The sequence below is a fragment of the Bacillus sp. RIT 809 genome (genome assembly GCF_016892495.1).
GTDB lineage: Bacteria > Bacillota > Bacilli > Bacillales > Bacillaceae_G > Bacillus_A > Bacillus_A cereus_U.
In genome coordinates, this window is sequence record NZ_JAFEMR010000003.1 from 113,958 (window position 1) to 134,834 (window position 20,877).

A 20,877-nucleotide genomic window follows, 5' to 3' on the forward strand; every position below is an offset into this window, starting at 1 on the left:
AACTGGCTTTCACTTATTGTTGCTCTTGTGCGTTTTCTTCTTTAGCCGCTTCTTCTTTAGCAGCTTCTTTTTCTTGCTCTTCTTTTAGCAATACTTTTCTAGATAAGTTTACACGACCTTGTTTGTCAATCTCGATAACTTTAACTGAAATCTCATCACCGATTTTCACAACGTCTTCTACCTTACCTACACGCTCAAGTGCAAGTTCAGAGATGTGAACAAGTCCATCTTTACCGCTAAATAATTCAACGAACGCACCGAATTTTTCAACACGTTTAACTTTTCCTAAGTAGATTTCGCCTACTTGTACTTCGCGAACGATATCTTCGATAATTTTCTTCGCTTTTTCATTCATCTCTTGATTAATTGATGAAATGAATACTGTACCATCTTGCTCGATGTCAATTTTAACGCCAGTTTCTTCAATGATTTTATTAATCTGTTTACCACTTGGTCCAATAACATCACGAATTTTATCTGGGTTAATTGCCATTGTAATAATCTTCGGAGCATACGCAGATAACTCAATGCGAGGTTCAGCGATAACAGATAACATGTGATTTAGAATGTGCATACGACCAACTTTCGCTTGTTGTAATGCTTCTTCTAAAATCTCACGAGATAAACCATCGATTTTAATGTCCATTTGTAGTGCAGTTACACCTTTTGCAGTACCTGCTACTTTAAAGTCCATATCACCTAAATGATCTTCCATTCCTTGAATATCTGTTAAAATTGTGTAATGCTCACCAGATTTCACTAGACCCATTGCAATACCAGCAACTGGCGCTTTAAGTGGTACACCCGCATCCATCATCGCTAATGTACTACCGCAAATACTCGCTTGTGAAGTTGAACCATTTGATTCTAATACTTCAGATACAAGACGAACTGTATATGGGAAATCCTTTTCAGATGGAAGTACAGGTTCAAGAGCACGTTCTCCTAGTGCACCGTGACCAATTTCACGACGACCTGGTCCACGCATTGGTCTTGTTTCACCAACACTAAATGAAGGGAAATTATAATGGTGCATAAAGCGTTTTGACTCTTCTACACCTAGACCATCTAAAATTTGCACATCGCCTAATGCACCTAATGTACAAATACTTAATGCTTGCGTTTGTCCACGTGTGAATAGACCAGAACCATGTGTACGAGATAAAATGCCAACCTCTGATGCTAAAGGACGAATTTCGTCACCTTTACGACCATCTGGGCGGATTTTTTCAACTGTAATAAGACGACGTACTTCTTCTTTTACAATTTTATATAAAATCTCACTTACTTGTCCTAATGTATCAGCATCAGCTTCCTCAGCTTCGTAATGCTCAATTACACGCTTTTTCACTACGCTAATTGCATCTTCACGTGCATGTTTTTCGTGCACTTGAATTGCAGAATGCATATCTGTCTCAGCCATTTCACGTACAGCTTGGTTCAAATCAGCATCCACTTCATAAAGTTTCACTGCTGTTTTCTCTTTACCGACAGCTTGTACAATCTCTTCTTGGAATGCAATTAGACGTTTAATTTCATCGTGTCCGAACATAATTGCTTCTAACATTGTTTCTTCAGGTACTTGATCCGCTCCTGCTTCAACCATGTTAATTGCATCTTTCGTACCAGCTACAACAAGGTGCATATCACTTTGTTCTTGCTGTTCTACTGTTGGATTAATAACGAACTCGCCATTAATACGACCAACTGTCGCGCCTGCGATTGGACCTTCAAATGGAATATCTGAAATAGATAATGCTAATGAAGAACCAAGCATAGCTGCCATCTCAGAAGAACAGTCTTGATCAACACTCATTACGATGCTGACAACTTGTACTTCATTACGGAAACCATCTGCGAAAAGTGGACGGATTGGACGGTCAATTAAACGACTTGCTAAAATTGCTTTTTCACTTGGACGGCCTTCGCGCTTAATAAAACCGCCTGGGATTTTTCCGACTGCATATAAACGCTCTTCATAGTTTACTGTAAGCGGGAAGAAATCTACATTTTTTGGCTCTTTTGATGCAGTTGCTGTAGATAGAACTGCTGTGTCGCCATATCTTACTAATACTGCTCCGTTTGCTTGTTTTGCAAGCTGACTTGTTTCAATTGTTAGCTGACGACCAGCTAAATCTATCGAGAAGACTTGCTTTTCCTGACTCATTTAAGTACCCCTCTCAATTTAAAATATTCAATTCTTCTATGTAAATGGATAGTATATCACAATATTCTTTCCTCTAGTATTGCCGAAAATTAAGTAAGCTATAAAGAGTAGAAGATATATTTTTACCTAACAAAAAAGCGGGAATATTCCCGCTTCTTTGACTATCGACGTAAGCCAAGCTTTGTGATTAATTCACGGTAACGTGTGATATCGCTATTACGAAGGTAAGTAAGTAAGTTACGACGTTTACCAACCATCTTTAATAGACCACGACGTGAATGATGATCCTTCTTGTGAGTACGTAAGTGCTCGTTTAGAGTGTTAATTTGCTCCGTTAGGACAGCAATTTGAACCTCTGGAGAACCAGTATCAGTCTCATGAGTTCTAAATTGTGCAATGATTTCATTTTTACGCTCTTGTGTTAAAGCCATCCTATTTCACCTCCTAATAATTAACCCCCAGTTACCTAGCAAGCATCGGTGAGTCGCAATGCCAAGTAATGGTTGTCATAAAGTACATAACATAGAATACTACTTTTCATTTGAAAAAGCAAGTATATTCTTTACGCTCGCAAAATATTCTTGGGCAACCTTTTTATCTTGAGCGATTTGCGCAACTAACTCATCAATTCCATTAAACTTTTTTTCTTCTCTTATACGCATGTGCCACTCCACTGTAACACATTGATCGTATATGTCTTTATTAAATTCAAATAGATGCACTTCAATAGATAATTGACGCTCATTCTCTTTGAAAGTTGGTTTATATCCGATATTACATACACCATCATGCCATTCATCATGGACCTTTAACCTTACCGCATATACACCTACAGGTGGCAACAGATATTCATCACTTAAACCTATATTTGCAGTTGGAAAACCAATTTGACGTCCACGCTTATCACCGTGTACAACTGTTCCTTCTACCGTGTAAGCTCTCCCTAAAATAGATGGAATTTGTTCCATTTCACCGTTTCGAATTAACTTTCGTAATGAAGTAGAACTTACTTTTTCTTCTTGATATTCAACTTTTTCGATCACGGTTTGTGTAAACTCCCCTCTTGCATGAAATGGTAAAGTCTCCATCTTCCCTTTTCCTAAACGTCCATATGAATAATCAAAGCCTGCTACTACATGCTTTACATTTAAACCAATAATATACTCATCGACAAACTGTTGTGGCAATAATCCAGCAAATGGCTCATCGAATTTCACCACATATAAGATATCAATTCCTAAACTTGCGATGATTTCTTCTTTAAGACGCATCGGTGTAATATACTCCACATGCGCTTCTTTTTTCCCTAATACAACAGATGGGTGTGGATGGAACGTCATGACAGCACTTTTACATCCTCTTTCATCCGCTATTTTTTTCGCTGTTCGAATCACACGTTGATGTCCTAAATGAATGCCATCAAAATATCCTAATGCCATTACAGTAGGTGGTAATTCTATTTTATTTTGTTCATGTGGATGAGTTAAATGAATAAGTTTCACGCTTGAATTCACCTTTTTCTGTAATAATCCTTCCAATAATTCATTATAGCTTTAGTTCTTGATTATTCACAAGTACTTTCATTGGCTTTAGCATGCCAGGGTGTTTTGGGTGATGCTCATAAATTGCTAAGCAACTATCATTTTTATCAAATACTGTAATAAATGGTGCTGTTGTTTCTAATTCATTCTTTAAGAACATGCCATTCTTTATTTTTTCAGCTTGCTTTTCATCTACAACCATTTTTGGAAACTTACTTAGCGCCTCATCGATTGAGATGAAAATAGACTCTACTGTTCCATTTTGCACGCTTTCTTCAATTTCTTCAAATGATATGCAATCTTCTAGTAAAAATTCACCAGATGCTGTTCTTACAAGGTGAGACATATGTGATGGAAATCCAAGTTTTTCACCAATCATTACTGCTAGTGTTCTTACATATGTTCCTTTACTACACGTTACACGGAAACGAAATGAAATGTTTTCTCCTTCAAAAACTTCACGTTCATCAAGTAATACAAATTCATGAATTGTAATTGTACGAACTGGACGTTCAACTTCTTGTCCTGCCCTTGCATATTCGTATAGTTTTTTTCCGTTAACTTTTACAGCTGAGAACATCGGTGGCATTTGTTCAATTGTCCCTGTTAGTTCCGCTAGTACCTCTTCTACTTCTTTACGTGTAATGACACGATTTACATCTTGTTTCTCCACAACTTCACCAGAAGCATCTTCTGTTGTTGTTGAAAATCCTAATGTCACTTCACCTTCGTATGTTTTTGTTTCACTTGTCAAAAATTGCGCGATTTTTGTTGCACGCCCAACGCAAATAGGTAATACTCCTGTTACATCTGGATCCAGTGTCCCTGTATGACCAATTCGTTTCTCACGCAATATCTTTCTTAATTTGAACACACAATCATGTGATGTCATTCCCTTTGGCTTATGTAATAATACTACACCTTCCATATATTCACCTCATCGTTATTCTTTTGTAGTAATTGCAATTATGCAAAACTTATTTTACATGGAAAAAATGGATAGACAAATGTCTATCCATTATTCTTCACGTTTACCGTCTTTATTAATTTGATGTAAAAGTGTATCAATTCGATGACCATATCCGATAGACTCATCAAACTCGAAGGAAATTTCCGGTGTTTTACGAAGACGAATACGTTGGCCAATTTCTGAACGAATAAAGCCTTTTGCCTTCGCTAAACCTTTTAATGTATTTTCTTTCTGTTCTTCGTCACCTAAAACAGAAATATATACTTTAGCAATTTGTAAATCTCCACTTACTTGTACATCTGTTACTGTAACAAATCCAATACGTGGGTCTTTAATTTTACGACTGATAATGTCGCCTAATTCTTTTTTCATTTGCTCGCCCACACGGTTCGCACGTAATTTCATAACTCTTCACCTCATTCAATACCATTCCAAATGTGTTATCGTACGTTCAATTTCAGGAAATGAATCGATATACTCAAGTACACGATTCATTTCTTTTTCACAGACAACACGATTTGAGGATACGGAAACAATTGCAATTTCTGTACGTTGCCATACATCTTGATGCCCAACTTCAGAAACAGCTACATTATAGCGCTGTTTCACACGAGTTAACACACGTTGCAAAATTGCTCGTTTCTCTTTTAAAGAATGCACATCGTAAATCATACACTCGAATGAGAGTGAAGCGATAATCATCGCTTCACTTCTTCCATAACGTATGCTTCAATGATGTCCCCTTCTTTAAGATCATTATATCTCTCAATTGTAATACCACACTCATAGTTTTGTGCAACTTCTTTTACGTCGTCTTTGAAACGTTTTAACGTATCAAGTTTTCCTTCGAAGACTACTACGCCATCACGGATAATACGAACGCCACTATCACGTGTGATTTTACCGTCTATTACGTAACAACCTGCGATTGTTCCAACTTTTGTTACTTTGAATGTTTGACGAACTTCCGCTTGACCGATTACTTTTTCTTCGAATTCTGGATCCAGCATACCTTGCATTGCTGATTCAATTTCTTCGATTACTTTATAGATAATACGGTGTAAACGAACATCAACTTTCTCTAATTCAGCTGTACGCTTCGCATTTACATCAGGGCGTACGTTAAATCCAATTACAATTGCATTAGATGCAGAAGCTAAAATAACATCAGATTCTGTAATCGCACCTACGCCTGTATGGATAATTTTCACTTTTACGCCTTCAACATCAATTTTACGAAGTGATGCTGCCATTGCTTCTACAGAACCTTGTACGTCTGCTTTCACAATTAAGTTAATTTCTTTTACATCGCCCTCTTGGATTTGTTGGAATAAATCTTCCAGGCTGAATTTAGATTTCTCACCACGTTGTGCAACTAACGCTTCTTGTGCACGTGATTCACCGATTTGACGAGCTTTCTTCTCATCAGCGAATGCCATGAAACGATCTCCCGCTTGTGGCACTTCATTTAAACCTGTAATTTCAACAGGAGTTGATGGACCAGCAACTTTTACACGACGACCAATATCACTTACCATTGCACGAACACGACCGAATGATGTTCCAACAACAATTGGATCTCCAACTCGAAGTGTACCGTTTTGAACAAGTAATGTCGCGATAGTTCCTTTACCTTTATCAAGCTGTGCTTCAATTACAGTACCAGCTGCATAGCGATTTGGATTTGCTTTATATTCTTCTACTTCACTCACAAGAAGGATCATTTCTAGTAAGTTGTCAATTCCCTCGCCTTGAATCGCAGAAATTGGTACGAAAATCGTGTCTCCGCCCCAAGCTTCTGGAACTAATTCATATTCTGTTAATTCTTGCATTACACGATCAGGATTTGCCGCTGGTTTATCCATTTTATTCACAGCAACAATAATTGGTACTCCAGCTGCTTTCGCATGGCTAATCGCTTCAACTGTTTGTGGCATAACACCGTCATCAGCTGCAACAACAAGAATTGTAATATCTGTTACTTGTGCACCACGAGCACGCATTGTTGTAAATGCCGCGTGACCTGGTGTATCTAAGAACGTAATTTTCTTATCATTTACATCAACTTGGTATGCACCGATATGCTGAGTAATTCCACCAGCTTCGCCAGCAGTTACTTTTGAATTACGGATAGAGTCAAGCAATGTTGTTTTACCATGGTCAACGTGTCCCATAATTGTAACAACAGCTGGACGTTCTTTTAAGTTTTCTTCATCATCTTGCTCATCGATGAATGTTTCAAATTCAGTTTCACTTACAACTACTTCTTCTTCTACTTCAATACCGTAATCAGTTGCAATTAACTCAATTGTATCTTTATCTAAGTCTTGGTTAATTGTTGCCATAATTCCTAGCATGAAGAGCTTTTTAATAATTTCAGATGGCTCTTTGCTTAACTTTTTAGCAAGGTCACCTACTGTAAGGCTTCCAGAGAAAGTGATTTTATCTGGCGTTTCTACTATTTGTGTTTGTTGTCTTCCAGCAAAGTTATCTTGACGTTTGTCTTCATTTGCTTTGCCTTTTTTCTTATTCTTATTGCTGTTCTTTTTACTGCGAACAACTTTTTCTTCTACTTCAAACTCATCTGCAACAGAAGGTTTTTCTGCTCCAGTGTTATATTGATTATCTAATTTGTTTACTACTTCATCTTCTAACATTGTCATATGATTCGAAACCTCGATATTCATCTCTTTTAGTTTTGTCATAAGATCTTTACTTGAGATATTATTTTTTTTTGCATATTCATGTACTCGAATTTTACTCATACCTTCACCCCCGGTAATTTGTATCGAGCATGCTACGTAGCTTTTTCGCAAAGCCTTCATCTAACACAGCTACGACGACTCGCTCGTCTCTCCCAATCGCATGCCCTAATTGTTGTCGATTTTCGACTTTTCTCATTGGTATGTTGTAGTACGTGGTTTTATCAATGATGCGTTTTGTAGTGTTCGCTGACGCATCTTCAGAAAGCAATACTAGCTTTGCTTTGCCACTTCGTACTTCTTTTAAAACGAGTTCTTCACCCGAAATAATTTTTCGAGCGCGGTTTGCTAGTCCTAAAAATGATTTCCAATCAGACACTTATTTCGACTCCTTCTCAACAAGCTCAAGAAGCTCTTCGTACAGAGAACTGTCGATTTTCGCTTTTAGATGATGTTCCAAAATGTTTTTCTTTTGAGCTTGAATAATGCTTTCTTTATCTTTTGATAAATATGCACCTCGTCCTGATTTTTTTCCTGATAAATCAATAGACACTTCGCCCTCTTTGGAACGAACAATGCGAACTAGCTCTCGTTTTGATTTCATCTCTTGCGTCGCAATACATTTTCGTAACGGAACTTTTCGATTGCTCATACTCATCACCTCTATTCGATTTCGTCTTCAGCTGAATCGAATCCGAATGCGATTACGTTATCTTCTTCTGTCACAATACCAAGTTGTTTCGCATCAGACTCACTTTTAATATCAATTTTCCAGCCTGTTAATTTAGCTGCAAGACGCGCATTTTGTCCACGCTTACCAATCGCTAATGAAAGCTGGTGGTCTGGAACAACAACAGTTGTTGCTTTCTCTGCTTCATCTACAAGTACTTTAACAACCTGTGATGGACTTAAAGCATTTGCAACATATTCAACTGGGTCATTCGACCAGCGAACGATGTCAATCTTTTCACCTTTTAGTTCATCTACAACGCGTTGTACACGTTGTCCTTTTGGTCCTACACAAGAACCTACTGGATCAACATCGATATTCTCTGCATATACAGAAATTTTAGAACGGTCGCCTGCTTCACGTGCTACAGAGCGAATTTCTACAGTTCCATCATAAATTTCTGGAACTTCCATTTCGAATAAACGTTTTAAAAGACCAGGATGTGTACGTGATACGTAAATTTGTGGTCCTTTTGTTGTCTTTTCTACTTTTGTAATAAATACGCGAATACGATCATGTGGTTTATATTGCTCATTTGGCATTTGCTCACTTACAGGTAATAAAGCTTCTACTTTACCTAAGCTTACATAGATGAAACGAGCATCTTGGCGCTGTACAATACCAACCATAATGTCTTCTTCACGATCACTAAATTCTGAATAAATAACACCACGTTCCGCCTCACGAACTCGCTGTGTTACAACTTGTTTTGCAGTTTGCGCTGCAATACGACCAAAATCTTTTGGCGTTACTTCAATTTCTAGTACATCGCCATCTTGGTAGTTTGGATTAATTTGTCTTGCCTCTTCTACAGAGATTTCAAGACGTGGATCAAATACATTATCCACAACGTCCTTACGTGCTAAAACTTGAATTGTTCCCACTTCTGGGTTAAAGCTCACACGAACGTTTTGTGCTTGGTTGAAATTGCGTTTATAAGCAGAGATTAATGCTGCTTCAATCGCATCAATAATAATATCTTTACTAATACCTTTTTCTGACTCTAATACGAGCAAAGCATCTAACAACTCAGTGCTCATGAAGATCCCCCTTCTTACTAAAACGTAACAGCAAGTCGCGCATTTGCAACTTTATCCATTGGAATTTGGATTTCTTTTTTACGTGTTTTAATTGTTAATAGTAGTGTAATTGTAGTACCGTCGTAGGAAAGTAGCTTTCCTTCAAACATCTTCTCACCATCAATCGGCTCATATGTTTTAATTGCCACTTGTTTTCCTACCGCTTGCTGGAAGTCTTTCTCTTTCTTTAATGGGCGTTCCGCTCCAGGAGATGATACATCCAAAAAGTAAAGATGAGGAATTGGATCCTCTTTATCTAAAGCTTCGCTTAAACGTTCACTTACCGCACCGCATTCTTCAATGTCGACTCCCTTTTCAGAATCGATGAATACGCGTAAGAACCAGTCTTGTCCTTCTTGCACATACTCTACATCTACAAGTTCAAGATTTAACTCTTCAACGATTGGCTGCGCAAATGCTTCTACAACTTCTGTGACTTTCTTATCCATAAACAGCCTCCTTCCTGCCGCCATGTACCATTTACAAGAAAAGATCCCGTTCATAAAGACGGTCTATCTTATTCTTTCTCGTTAGCTAACAAAAGCCCCTGCCGTTAAGCAGGGAATATCTGTCCTAGTATTACCAAATTTAAGAAGTAAAACTTGTAACAAAATATGTATATACGACAGAAATATCTTTACTATCTACATAGACAAAATGTAGATAGTAACACGAAAGAGTGGGTTTCCCCACTCTCTTTTTCACAAAATATACATGACATGGTTATCTCGGTTTATAGTATACCATAGCAAATATTGATTTGCAAAGACTTTTCCTACCTATTAGAACAGTGACAATTGGTTTTGATCCGGTAAATCTCCTAGACAACCTTGACCATCTAAATACTCAATAATCGTTTTAGAAACCTTACTGCGCTGCTGTAAGTCTTCTTTTGATAAGAAATCACCATTTTTACGAGCTTCAACAATACTGAAAGCTGCGTTTGTACCAAGACCAGGCACTGCATTAAATGGAGGAATTAAAGTATCCCCATCAATTATAAATTCGGTTGCATGCGAGCGGTATAAATCAACCTTTTGGAATGAATAACCACGCTCACACATTTCAAGTGTCATTTCTAGTACCGTTAATAAACTCTTCTCTTTCGGTGCTGCATCCAATCCCTTTTGTGCAATTTCATCAATTTTTACACGTATGGATGCTGAACCTTTCGCCATCGCCTCTACATCAAAGTCATCTGCACGAACTGTAAAATATGCCGCATAGAATAAAAGTGCGAAATGTACTTTAAAGTATGCGATACGTACAGCCATAAGTACGTAAGCAGCCGCATGGGCTTTAGGGAACATGTACTTAATCTTCTTACATGAATCAATATACCAACCTGGTACATTGTTATTTCTCATTTCCTCTTCCCATTCTTCTGGTACACCTTTACCTTTACGCACCGACTCCATGATTTTGAAGGCTAATGATGGATCCAAGCCTTGATAAATTAAATATACCATGATGTCATCACGACAACCGATAACTTCACTCAGTGTACACGTACCGTTATAAATTAATTCATTCGCATTACCTAACCATACATCTGTACCATGGGACAGTCCAGAAATTTGGACAAGCTCTGAAAACGTCGTTGGTTTCGTTTCTTCTAACATTTGTCTTACGAATTTCGTACCAAACTCTGGTATACCAAGTGTACCTGTTTTACAGTTAATTTGTTCTTCCGTTACCCCTAAAGATTCTGGACCAGAGAAAATCTTCATTACTTCTGGATCATCCGTTGGGATTGTTTTCGGGTCAATACCACTTAAATCTTGAAGCATACGAATAACAGTCGGATCATCGTGTCCTAATATATCAAGTTTCAATAAATTATCATGAATTGAGTGGAAGTCAAAGTGCGTTGTTCTCCACTCAGCACCTATTGAATCAGCCGGAAACTGAATTGGTGAAAAGTCAAAAATATCCATGTAATCTGGTACAACGATAATACCACCTGGATGCTGTCCGGTCGTACGCTTTACACCTGTACATCCCGCAACTAAGCGATCAATCTCTGCATTTCGAATTGTTAAGTTATGATCATTAGCATAACCTTTCACATACCCATAAGCGGTTTTTTCCGCAACCGTACCAATTGTTCCTGCGCGGTATACATAATCTTCACCGAACAGTAATTTCGTATAGTTATGGGCGCGTGGTTGGTATTCTCCGGAGAAATTCAAATCGATATCCGGCACCTTATCCCCTTTAAATCCAAGGAACGTTTCGAAAGGAATATCATGCCCATCTTTCACATATGGAACATTACATGTTGGGCATTCTTTATCTGGCAAATCAAAACCAGAACCTACAGAACCGTCATTAAAGAACTCTGATTGTTTACAATTTGGACATACATAGTGTGGTGGTAATGGATTTACTTCTGTAATTTCCATCATCGTTGCAACAAATGATGAACCTACCGATCCACGCGAACCTACTAAATAACCGTCTACTAACGATTTTTTCACAAGCTTATGTGAAATTAAATAAATAACGGCGAATCCATGTCCAATAATACTTTTCAATTCTTTTTCCAAACGAGCTTCTACAATTTCCGGTAGTTCATCTCCATAGATACTTCGTGCCATTACATAGCTCATATCACGTGTTTCATCATCGGCACCTTCAATTTTCGGTGTATATAAATCATCTTTTACTGGATGAACATCACCAATTAATGATGCAATCTTGTGTGTATTTGTCACAACAATTTCTTTTGCTTTGTCTTCACCTAAGAATGAAAAACAATCTAGCATTTCATTTGTTGTACGGAAATGTACAGACGGTAATGAATGGCGATTTAACGGATTAGCTCCGCCCTGCGAACTGACTAAAATTTTCCGATATATCGCGTCCTCTGGATCTAAATAATGCACATTCCCAGTAGCAACAACTGGCTTATCTAACGTCTCACCTAGTTTTACTAGGTTAGAAATTATTGTTTTTAACTGTCCTTCATCTCGAACGAGTTCACGTTCTACTAAATGACGTAACACTTCTGGAGGCATGACCTCAATATAATCGTAGAACTGCGCAATTTCTTCTACTTCTTCAGGCGCTTTTTGCATCATAGCTTCAAACACTTCACCTTTGTCACAAGCTGTTCCTACTATAATGCCTTCACGATATTTTTTTAATAGTGATCGTGGTACACGTGGTACACGATAAAAGTAATTCAAGTGAGAATATGAAACAAGTTTATATAAATTTTTCAACCCAACATCTGATGTGGCAAGTAATGTCATATGACTTGGACGCCCACGTTTATATGCATCCCCTTGTCCCATACTATCGTTTAGTTGATCGTGATATTCAAATCCCTTTTCAATTACATCTTTTAACATCTTCACAAGTAAATATCCCGTTGCTTCTGTATCATAAATCGCACGGTGATGTTGCGTTAATTCAATATCAAGCTTTTTACACATCGTATTTAATCGATGATTTTTCATTTCCGGGAATAAGAAACGTGCAAGTTCTAACGTATCAAGAACTGGATTTTTCGTTTTTTCTATCCCAGCCTTTTTAAAACCTACGTTAATAAAGCCCATATCGAAGCTTGCGTTATGAGCAACAAGTGTATGGTCACCCATCCATTCCTCAAACTTTTTAAACACTTCGTCCACTTCTGGTGCATCAGTTAACATATCATCTGTAATACCTGTTAATTCAATAATCGTCGCCGATAATGGTTGATGAGGATTTGCGAAAGATTCAAAGCGATCAATAATTTCGCCACCTTTTATCTTTACAGCAGCTAACTCAATGACTGTATCATATACAGCAGATAACCCTGTTGTCTCAACGTCAAAGACAACATATGTTTCTTCTGCAAGTAGACGATGTGCTTCGTTATACGCTATCGGCACACCATCATTAACTAAATTTGCTTCTACACCATATAGAACTTTAACTCCAGCCTTTTTACCAGCAGAATATGCTTCTGGGAATGACTGTGCAACAGCATGGTCTGTAACTGCAATAGCCTCATGCCCCCATTTTCCTGCTTGGGCAACGAGCTTAGAAACAGAAGTAACAGCATCCATTTGACTCATTGGAGTATGAAGATGAAGTTCTACTCTTTTTTCCCCTTCTTTTGCTTTATCTTTACGAGAAGGCCCCGTTATTTCATTTATATCATTTGCGATCATAACTAAATCACGCACGAATGTATCATTTTGAACTGAACCACGCGCTTTTACCCACGTTCCTTTTTTCAAGGATTGTAACATCGGGATGTCTTCTTTATCACGTGAGAACATCTTAATCATAATAGAGTTCGTATAGTCCGTTATCTTTAAAGTTAATAGCGTACGTCCACTACGAAGTTCTTTCGTCTCTACATGGAAAACATACCCTTGAACCGTTTTTCTTCTTTCTTCATCTTGAATTTCACGCAGCGGCGTAATCTCTTCATCTGGCTTAATAAGATAACCAAGCACAACTGGTCCTTCATGAACAACATCACTTTCTTCAGCTTGCTTTTTAGCCATCTCTTCCATAGCCTGTATAACTCGTTGACGATCTTCTTCCTGTGTTTGCTCACGAAACTTTTGCATTTCTTCTGTATTTTGCTTTATATGTGTGTCTAACTGAAAACGTGGGAATCCAAAAGCTTCGTATTGATCCCCTACTGGTTTCGCAACGTTTTTCTTTAAAGCAGTAGATTCCAGCTCATTATTCACATTTACTAGCAACTTCACGCCATTGACCTGCGGAAGTTGCTTCTTTAAGTACGCGAACATAGGTGAAAATGTAATTCGTTCTGTACAAAGCGGCCAATATGCCTTCACTTCTTCTTCTGTAAATTGTTTATTCTCTGTTTCTAATGCAAATGTTGTTCTTGCAATATGAGAAAATGATTGCTTAAGCTTTGTTTCTAGCAACTCATATAATTCTGTCGGCAAAATACGTGGCACTTGTAAGTCAAAATGCCAACTTTTATTCGCTTTATCAATAACTAGCTTTTCAATTCCACCGCCATGTAAATATTGATTTATAAGGTCTTCTGGTATTTGCAACTGTTGGAGCAAAATTTGAAATCGCTCTTGTTGTTCATTTGTTAATGACATAAGCACTCTCCTTCCATTTGCTATTATAAATTGAAACGTACTACAAAGGAAGATTTCTCCCTTCTTCTTTTACAAAATATGTTTACAAAGAAAGAGAAGGTACCTCATTACGAGGTACCTCTTCTTATTTTAAAATATTAGCAATATATGTTTGAAGTTCTTCTACTTTCACTTCTTCAGACTCGCCTGTAGCACGTACTTTCACTTCTACAATACCTTCATCTGCTTTTTTACCAACTGTAACACGAACTGGAAGACCGAATAAATCTGCATCTGCAAATTTAACACCTGCACGTTCTGCACGATCATCTAGTAATACTTCGTATCCTTGCTCTTGTAATGAGTTGTAGATATTTCCACCCATTTCACGTTGTGCATCAGATTTCATATTTACTGGAATTACATGCACATGGAACGGTGCAACAGCTTTTGGCCAAACTAAACCATTCTCATCATTAAACTGCTCTGCAATTGCTGCCACTGTACGAGATACACCGATACCGTAACAACCCATAATAAGTGGTTTTGTTTTTCCGTTTTCATCTAGGAACGTTGCGTTCATTGCTTCACTATAACGAGTTCCTAATTTGAATACATGACCAACTTCAATTCCACGTGCGAAAAGAATTGTTCCATTTCCATCTGGAGATTGGTCTCCTTCTTGGATGAAGCGTAAATCTGTATATTGACTTACTTTAAAGTCACGTTCTGGATTTACATTTACATAATGGAATCCTTCTTCGTTCGCTCCTGAACATCCGTTGACAATTGATGCTACAGCATGGTCAGCGATAATTTCGATATCCCCTGTAACACCAATCGGTCCTAAAGAACCCACTTCACAGTTTAATAACTCTTTTATTTCTTCATGTGAAGCAAGCTCAACGACTGAAGCTCCGTATACATTCTTCACTTTTACATCATTGACTTCATGATCGCCACGAACAAGTACTACTACTAATTTCTCATCTACTTTAAACACCATAGATTTAATGCATTTTTCCGCTGCAATATTTAAGAATGCAGATACTTCTTCAATAGCTTTTTGATCTGGAGTTGCTACTTTTTCAAGTGCTTTTTCGGCTTCATCACTCTTCGTATACGTAGCAACAACAGGAGCCATTTCAATATTTGCCGCATAATCAGATGTATCAGAATACGCAATTGTATCTTCACCTACATCAGATAACACCATAAATTCGTGTGTATCTTTTCCGCCCATTGCTCCAGAATCAGCGATAACTGCACGGAAATTCAAACCACAACGAGCAAAGATATTAGAATACGCTTTGTATAAACCGCTATATACTTCATCCAAACTTTCTTGTGTTGCATGGAAAGAATACGCATCTTTCATTAAAAATTCTCTTCCGCGTAATAAACCGAAACGTGGTCTTTGCTCATCACGGAATTTTGTTTGAATTTGATATAATGTTAATGGTAGTTTTTTGTATGATTTAATTTCATCACGTACAAGATCTGTAATTACTTCCTCATGAGTTGCCCCTAGCGCAAACTCGCGTGCATTACGATCTTTCATACGCATTAATTCTGATCCGTAAGAATACCAACGGCCTGATTCTTGCCATAATTCAGAAGCTTGCATAGCTGGCATTAATAGTTCTACTGCCCCTGCGCGCTCCATTTCTTCACGAACAATACGTTCTACTTTGTGTAACACTTTTAAACCAAATGGTAGAAAACTATAAATACCAGAAGCATTTTGACGCATAAACCCTGCGCGAAGTAATAATTGATGACTCTTAATTTCAGCATCTGCTGGAACTTCACGTAATGTAGGACTGAATACCATACTTTGTTTCATTTATTCGCACCTCTTCATTTTACTCTTACACGCAATAAAATCCCTCACCTCGAGTTAGGTGAGGGATTTTATTCTACGAGCTCTATTTCATTATAAACTTCTTCTTATTTTACAAGAAAAACTTACGGATGTCATTCCATGTTACAACTAACATAAGCAACATTAATAATGCAAACCCAATAAAGTGAACCATTCCTTCTTTTTGACGATCAATTGGTTTTCCTCGTAACGCTTCAATTAAGAAGAAGAACAAACGTCCACCGTCTAAAGCTGGGACTGGTAATAAATTAAATAAACCAAGGTTAATACTTAAAACTGCCGCTAAACTTAGTACACGCGTAAATCCATAATCTACAACTTGATCTGTTAGATTATAAATTCCTACTGGACCTGACAACTCATTAATAGAAAATTGACCCGTTACTAATTTCACAAGAGAATCAAAAATTAGTTTCGTCCATTCGTATGTTTGTTCAAATCCTGATTTAATAGAACCCATCACTGTTTTCTCTACAGGAGAATAAACACCAATTCTACCAACTTCGTCTTTTCCTTCTTTATCAAGCGTTGGTGTTACTTTCACATTAAATTGCTCACTATCACGCTTTACATGTAACGTAATTTCTTTATTTGGGTTTTCACGTACAATCGTTACAACATCTTTCCATGTACTAGTGTTCTTACCATTGATTGCTTGAATTGTATCGTTTTCTTTTAATCCAGCTTGTTCTGCAGCACTATTCCCCATTACTTTTCCAACCATCGGTTTGTCAACAGGAACTCCTTGTACAAATCCAAGAATCACAAAAATAACAAATGCTAGAATAAAGTTCATTGCAGGACCTGCAAAGATTGTTAGAGCGCGTTGACCCAATTTTTTAGAGCCAAATTGTCTATTATACGGAGCGATTTGAATTTCTTCTCCCGCAGAAATGATACGAGCTTTTTCATTCACTCGGAACGTTTGCAGCTCTTCCTCGTACTCTTCATAACCCGAAATTGTAAGATTATGCTCTAAATCAGCTTGTTCGACTTCAATGACACGAACATTTGGATATTTTTCATGTCCGTCAAAAACTAATTTCACAACTTCGTCTTTTTCATTTAATACAAGCCCAACCTTTTTTCCAGGTTTTAACTCAACTGTGTCCGCATCCTCGCCAGCCATTCTTACATAGCCACCAAGGGGCAGTAATCGAATCGTATACACCGTTTCATTCTTTTCAAATGAGAATATTTTTGGACCAAAACCAATCGCAAACTCGCGGCACAAAATACCTGCTCTTTTTGCGAAATATAGATGCCCTAGCTCATGGAAAAATACGAGTGCACCGAAAATTAATATAAAGGCAATCGCTGTATTCAATTCCATAACCACCTTTGCTAAATTTGTTCCATCACAAACCGTCTTGTGGCTGCGTCAATTTCCTGAATTTCCTCTAAGCTCGGACGTGCAATGACAGTGTGATGGTGCATTGCTTTTTCAATGAGGTCTTCCACTGTTAAGAAACCAATTCTCTTTTGTAAAAAAGCTTCAACAGCTACTTCATTTGCCGCATTCATTACAGCCGGCATACTTCCACCTGTCTTTCCAGCTTCATACGCAAAACGTAGACAACGGAAACGCTCTTGATTCATTTTCTCAAAATGCAATGTTCCCATTTCCCATAAATTTAACTGTTTCGTGTCTGAAAGAGGTAATCTATCAGGATATGTAAGCGCGTATTGAATCGGTACTCGCATATCAGGTGAGCCAAGCTGTGCCATTACACTACGATCTTCAAATTCAACCATAGAATGAATAATACTTTCTTTATGTAGAACAACATCGATTTGCTCATAAGGGATACCAAAAAGCCAGTGTGCTTCAATTACTTCTAGCCCCTTATTCATCATTGTAGCAGAATCAATTGTAATTTTCGAACCCATTGACCAGTTTGGATGACGAAGTGCATCTTCTACGGTCACTTGATGCAATTCATCTCTCGTTTTATCACGAAAACTTCCGCCTGAAGCAGTTATAATTAAGCGAGAGATTCTTTTTTCATTTTCACCATTCAAGCATTGAAAAATAGCTGAATGTTCACTGTCTACTGGAAGTAACGATACATTATGTTTTCGTGCTGCTTCCATTACAAGATGCCCTGCAGTTACTAACGTTTCTTTATTTGCAATTCCAATTGTTTTTTTCGCCTCAATTGCGCGGAGTGTCGGTAACAACCCTACGCTACCTACAACAGCATTCACTACAATTTCTGTATCTGGGTGTAGCGCTACTTCTAATAAGCCTTCGCTACCATATACTACTTTTGTATTACCAGAAACAGCTTGTAATTTTAAAACATCTTCCTCTCTTTGCACAGAGACAATTTGCGGAGAAAATTCTTGAATTACCTTTACTGCATAATCAACATTTTTCCCTACAGAAAAAGCAACGAGACGGAATTGGTCTGGGTGCGAGCGTAACACATCTAATGTTTGTGTACCGATTGATCCGCTTGCACCTAGTAAACTAATGTTTTTCATGACTCCAACCCCTCGTTCATTTATTAATTGTATTGTAATAAGAAGTATAGAATTGGTAACACAAATAACCAACTATCTGTTCGATCTAAAATACCACCATGTCCAGGTAAGATTGTACCGGAATCCTTTACACCATAATGGCGTTTAAAGGCAGATTGCACTAAATCACCAATTTGTCCAAAAATAGAAATGATAATCGTCAGAACGATTAAAATTCCTACATTCGCTTCAACTGGGAAGAACATGTTATAAACAAGTGCAACAACAATTCCACAAACAATTCCGCCTAATGAACCTTCAATCGTTTTATTCGGACTAATTTCTGGCCACAATTTTCTTTTTCCAAATGCTTTTCCTATGAAATAGGCACCTGAATCAGTTGCCCATATGACAAATAGTGCACAGAACACATATTTGATTCCTAATATTCTCGTTTCATTTAAATATAAGAATCCCATTCCAACATATGTCGTTGCCATAAGTAAAAATGAAGCATTGTCAAAAGTAAATGTATTCTTAGAAAGGACTGTATATGATAAAAGTAATAAAACAATCACAAATGTGATTTCTAATTTACCTAATCCAATCCACGTAAACAGTTCTGATGCACTACTCGGAATTAAAATAATCCACAATAATACTGCAGCTAAAACTGTTGGTACCGAAATAAGCGTAAGCTTGTTCATACGAATTAATTCATATAAACCTATAGAAGCAAGTGCATACACTAAAACTGTAAAAGGCACGCCACCGTAAATTACGATGGGAATGAATAGCGCGGCAGCAATCACTCCAGTAATAATTCTCTGTTTCACTACCAAACCCTCTCTTTCTACACGCCTCCGAATCTGCGCCCTCTATGTTGAAAGTCTGTAATCGCATTTAGCAAATGTTCCTCGGTAAAATCTGGCCAATACACATCTGTAAACCAAAATTCCGAATAAGCAATTTGCCATAACATGAAATTACTAATACGTAACTCTCCGCTTGTACGGATTAACAGCTCTGGATCAGGTAAAGAACTCGTCATTAAGTAAGAAGAAATCATTTCTTCACTTATTTCTTCCGAACGAATTTTTCCTTCCTCACTATCTTTCATCATATGTTGCACAGCAGAAACGATTTCATCTCGACTTCCATAGTTTAACGCGAAATTAAGAATTAATCCCGTATTCTCTTTCGTATCTTCCATGGCTTTTTCCATCGCTCTGCGCGTATGCGTAGGAAGACGATCTTTTTGCCCTATTACTCGGACTTGTACATTTTCTTCAATCAACTCTGGTAAAAATGCACCTAAAAATTCTTCTGGAAGCTTCATCAAATAATCAACTTCTTTTTTCGGTCTTTTCCAGTTCTCAGTCGAAAAAGCATAAAGAGTTAATACTTTCACATCAAGCTTACTTGCAAATTTTGTGATTTTCTTCACAACTTGCATACCTTCATGATGACCAGCAATGCGAGGCATGGCTCTTCTCTTTGCCCATCTTCCATTACCATCCATAATAATAGCAATATGTTCTGGGATATATCCTTTTTTCACTTTTTCAATGAGATGATCAAACGATGTGACCTTTTTACTTTTAAAAAAAGGAAACTTTTTAAACATCATTCATACCCTCCAACAAGCAGACGTATGCCTAAAAGTGTAAAAAGACCCCCTTAAGAAGAGGGTCATATTTGCGAAATTATCGCTATTACACTTCCATAATTTCTTTTTCTTTGTTTTTTGCGATTTCGTCAACTTTTGCAATATATTTATCTGTTTCTTTTTGGATATCTTCAGTATATCCTCTTAAATCATCTTCTGTAATGTCGCCAGCTTTTTCAAGCTTCTTAAGGTCATCATTACTGTCACGACGTACGTTACGAACAGCAACTTTTGCTTCCTCAGCATATTTTTTCACAACTTTTACAAGATCACGACGACGCTCTTCTGTTAATGCAGGGAATGCAATACGAATTACAGTTCCATCATTAGAAGGGTTTAAGCCTAAATCTGCTTTTAAAATTGCTTTTTCAATATCACCGATAGAAGTTTTATCATAAGGTTGAATTACAAGCAAACGTGCTTCTGGAACTGTAATGTTCGCTAATTGCACAACTGGTGTTGGTGCACCATAGTAATCAACTTGTACCTTATCTAATACAGACGAGCTTGCACGACCAGCGCGAACTGTTGCTAATTCACGAGAATAAGCAGCAACTGCTTTTTCCATTTTTTCATTTGAAGACTTCAATACTTGTTGTCCCATA

Annotated in this window: 18 protein-coding genes; all 18 read right to left on the reverse strand. The window is 37.5% G+C overall.

Annotation, left to right across the window (positions count from 1 at the left end; all coding sequences use genetic code 11):
- Positions 1–13 precede the first annotated feature (13 nt).
- Positions 14–2,167, reverse strand: a complete 2,154-nt coding sequence (gene pnp / locus JTF23_RS04880) for a polyribonucleotide nucleotidyltransferase (protein ID WP_002033682.1) — start codon at positions 2,165–2,167, stop codon at positions 14–16.
- A 161-nt stretch (positions 2,168–2,328) separates the two neighbouring features.
- Positions 2,329–2,598 carry a 30S ribosomal protein S15 gene (rpsO, locus tag JTF23_RS04885; protein WP_001229392.1) on the reverse strand — a complete coding sequence of 90 codons (270 nt, stop codon included), beginning with the start codon at positions 2,596–2,598 and terminating at the stop codon, positions 2,329–2,331.
- Positions 2,599–2,697: 99 nt separating this feature from the next.
- Positions 2,698–3,669, reverse strand: a complete 972-nt coding sequence (ribF, locus tag JTF23_RS04890; RefSeq protein WP_204208234.1) for a bifunctional riboflavin kinase/FAD synthetase — start codon at positions 3,667–3,669, stop codon at positions 2,698–2,700.
- Positions 3,670–3,712: 43 nt separating this feature from the next.
- The gene (gene truB / locus JTF23_RS04895) at positions 3,713–4,636 is read right to left on the reverse strand and encodes a tRNA pseudouridine(55) synthase TruB (RefSeq protein WP_002160743.1); all 924 of its coding nucleotides are present in this window, start codon (positions 4,634–4,636) and stop codon (positions 3,713–3,715) included.
- A gap of 90 nt (positions 4,637–4,726) precedes the next feature.
- Positions 4,727–5,083, reverse strand: a complete 357-nt coding sequence (gene rbfA, locus JTF23_RS04900) for a 30S ribosome-binding factor RbfA (protein ID WP_002146104.1) — start codon at positions 5,081–5,083, stop codon at positions 4,727–4,729.
- 15 nt (positions 5,084–5,098) lie between these two features.
- Positions 5,099–5,380: a DUF503 domain-containing protein gene (locus JTF23_RS04905; protein ID WP_002088157.1), complete on the reverse strand. Its 282-nt coding sequence runs from the start codon at positions 5,378–5,380 to the stop codon at positions 5,099–5,101.
- Positions 5,377–7,443 carry a translation initiation factor IF-2 gene (gene infB, locus JTF23_RS04910; RefSeq protein WP_002111364.1) on the reverse strand — a complete coding sequence of 689 codons (2,067 nt, stop codon included), beginning with the start codon at positions 7,441–7,443 and terminating at the stop codon, positions 5,377–5,379. The genes JTF23_RS04905 and infB overlap by 4 nt, the downstream gene beginning before the upstream one ends.
- 4 nt (positions 7,444–7,447) lie before the next feature.
- Positions 7,448–7,759: a YlxQ family RNA-binding protein gene (locus JTF23_RS04915; protein WP_001286519.1), complete on the reverse strand. Its 312-nt coding sequence runs from the start codon at positions 7,757–7,759 to the stop codon at positions 7,448–7,450.
- On the reverse strand, positions 7,760–8,032 hold the full coding sequence (rnpM, locus tag JTF23_RS04920) for an RNase P modulator RnpM (protein WP_002088161.1): 273 nt from the start codon (positions 8,030–8,032) through the stop codon (positions 7,760–7,762).
- 11 nt (positions 8,033–8,043) lie between these two features.
- Positions 8,044–9,150: a transcription termination factor NusA gene (nusA, locus tag JTF23_RS04925; RefSeq protein WP_002111366.1), complete on the reverse strand. Its 1,107-nt coding sequence runs from the start codon at positions 9,148–9,150 to the stop codon at positions 8,044–8,046.
- Positions 9,151–9,167: 17 nt separating this feature from the next.
- A complete protein-coding gene (gene rimP, locus JTF23_RS04930) occupies positions 9,168–9,638 on the reverse strand; it encodes a ribosome maturation factor RimP (RefSeq protein WP_000359098.1) in 471 nt (156 codons plus the stop codon).
- 333 nt (positions 9,639–9,971) lie between these two features.
- On the reverse strand, positions 9,972–14,273 hold the full coding sequence (locus JTF23_RS04935) for a PolC-type DNA polymerase III (protein ID WP_131230710.1): 4,302 nt from the start codon (positions 14,271–14,273) through the stop codon (positions 9,972–9,974).
- 124 nt (positions 14,274–14,397) lie between these two features.
- Positions 14,398–16,098, reverse strand: a complete 1,701-nt coding sequence (locus JTF23_RS04940; RefSeq protein WP_002160741.1) for a proline--tRNA ligase — start codon at positions 16,096–16,098, stop codon at positions 14,398–14,400.
- Between the two features lie 109 nt (positions 16,099–16,207).
- Entirely contained in the window at positions 16,208–17,464 is a 1,257-nt protein-coding gene (gene rseP / locus JTF23_RS04945) for an RIP metalloprotease RseP (RefSeq protein ID WP_002160740.1), read from the reverse strand.
- A 17-nt stretch (positions 17,465–17,481) separates the two neighbouring features.
- On the reverse strand, positions 17,482–18,624 hold the full coding sequence (gene dxr / locus JTF23_RS04950; protein WP_002014547.1) for a 1-deoxy-D-xylulose-5-phosphate reductoisomerase: 1,143 nt from the start codon (positions 18,622–18,624) through the stop codon (positions 17,482–17,484).
- Positions 18,625–18,647: 23 nt separating this feature from the next.
- Positions 18,648–19,439 (reverse strand): phosphatidate cytidylyltransferase, encoded by a 792-nt coding sequence (gene cdsA / locus JTF23_RS04955; RefSeq protein ID WP_002160739.1) that lies wholly within the window; start codon positions 19,437–19,439, stop codon positions 18,648–18,650.
- 17 nt (positions 19,440–19,456) lie between these two features.
- Positions 19,457–20,233: an undecaprenyl pyrophosphate synthase gene (gene uppS / locus JTF23_RS04960; protein ID WP_002111371.1), complete on the reverse strand. Its 777-nt coding sequence runs from the start codon at positions 20,231–20,233 to the stop codon at positions 19,457–19,459.
- Positions 20,234–20,318: 85 nt separating this feature from the next.
- Positions 20,319–20,876 (reverse strand): ribosome recycling factor, encoded by a 558-nt coding sequence (gene frr / locus JTF23_RS04965; RefSeq protein WP_000531506.1) that lies wholly within the window; start codon positions 20,874–20,876, stop codon positions 20,319–20,321.
- Position 20,877 lies beyond the last annotated feature (1 nt).

Excerpts from the sequence above, each read along its gene's own strand:
- rimP (WP_000359098.1), bottom strand. The coding sequence starts at position 9,638 with ATGGATAAGAAAGTCACAGAAGTTGTAGAAGCATTTGCGCAGCCAATC.
- infB (WP_002111364.1), bottom strand. The coding sequence starts at position 7,443 with ATGAGTAAAATTCGAGTACATGAATATGCAAAAAAAAATAATATCTCA.
- rpsO (WP_001229392.1), bottom strand. The coding sequence starts at position 2,598 with ATGGCTTTAACACAAGAGCGTAAAAATGAAATCATTGCACAATTTAGA.
- nusA (WP_002111366.1), bottom strand. The coding sequence starts at position 9,150 with ATGAGCACTGAGTTGTTAGATGCTTTGCTCGTATTAGAGTCAGAAAAA.
- uppS (WP_002111371.1), bottom strand. The coding sequence starts at position 20,233 with ATGATGTTTAAAAAGTTTCCTTTTTTTAAAAGTAAAAAGGTCACATCG.
- dxr (WP_002014547.1), bottom strand. The coding sequence starts at position 18,624 with ATGAAAAACATTAGTTTACTAGGTGCAAGCGGATCAATCGGTACACAA.
- rbfA (WP_002146104.1), bottom strand. The coding sequence starts at position 5,083 with ATGAAATTACGTGCGAACCGTGTGGGCGAGCAAATGAAAAAAGAATTA.
- JTF23_RS04935 (WP_131230710.1), bottom strand. The coding sequence starts at position 14,273 with ATGTCATTAACAAATGAACAACAAGAGCGATTTCAAATTTTGCTCCAA.
- rnpM (WP_002088161.1), bottom strand. The coding sequence starts at position 8,032 with ATGAGCAATCGAAAAGTTCCGTTACGAAAATGTATTGCGACGCAAGAG.
- JTF23_RS04905 (WP_002088157.1), bottom strand. The coding sequence starts at position 5,380 with ATGATTATCGCTTCACTCTCATTCGAGTGTATGATTTACGATGTGCAT.
- JTF23_RS04940 (WP_002160741.1), bottom strand. The coding sequence starts at position 16,098 with ATGAAACAAAGTATGGTATTCAGTCCTACATTACGTGAAGTTCCAGCA.
- pnp (WP_002033682.1), bottom strand. The coding sequence starts at position 2,167 with ATGAGTCAGGAAAAGCAAGTCTTCTCGATAGATTTAGCTGGTCGTCAG.
- truB (WP_002160743.1), bottom strand. The coding sequence starts at position 4,636 with ATGGAAGGTGTAGTATTATTACATAAGCCAAAGGGAATGACATCACAT.
- frr (WP_000531506.1), bottom strand. The coding sequence starts at position 20,876 with ATGGGACAACAAGTATTGAAGTCTTCAAATGAAAAAATGGAAAAAGCA.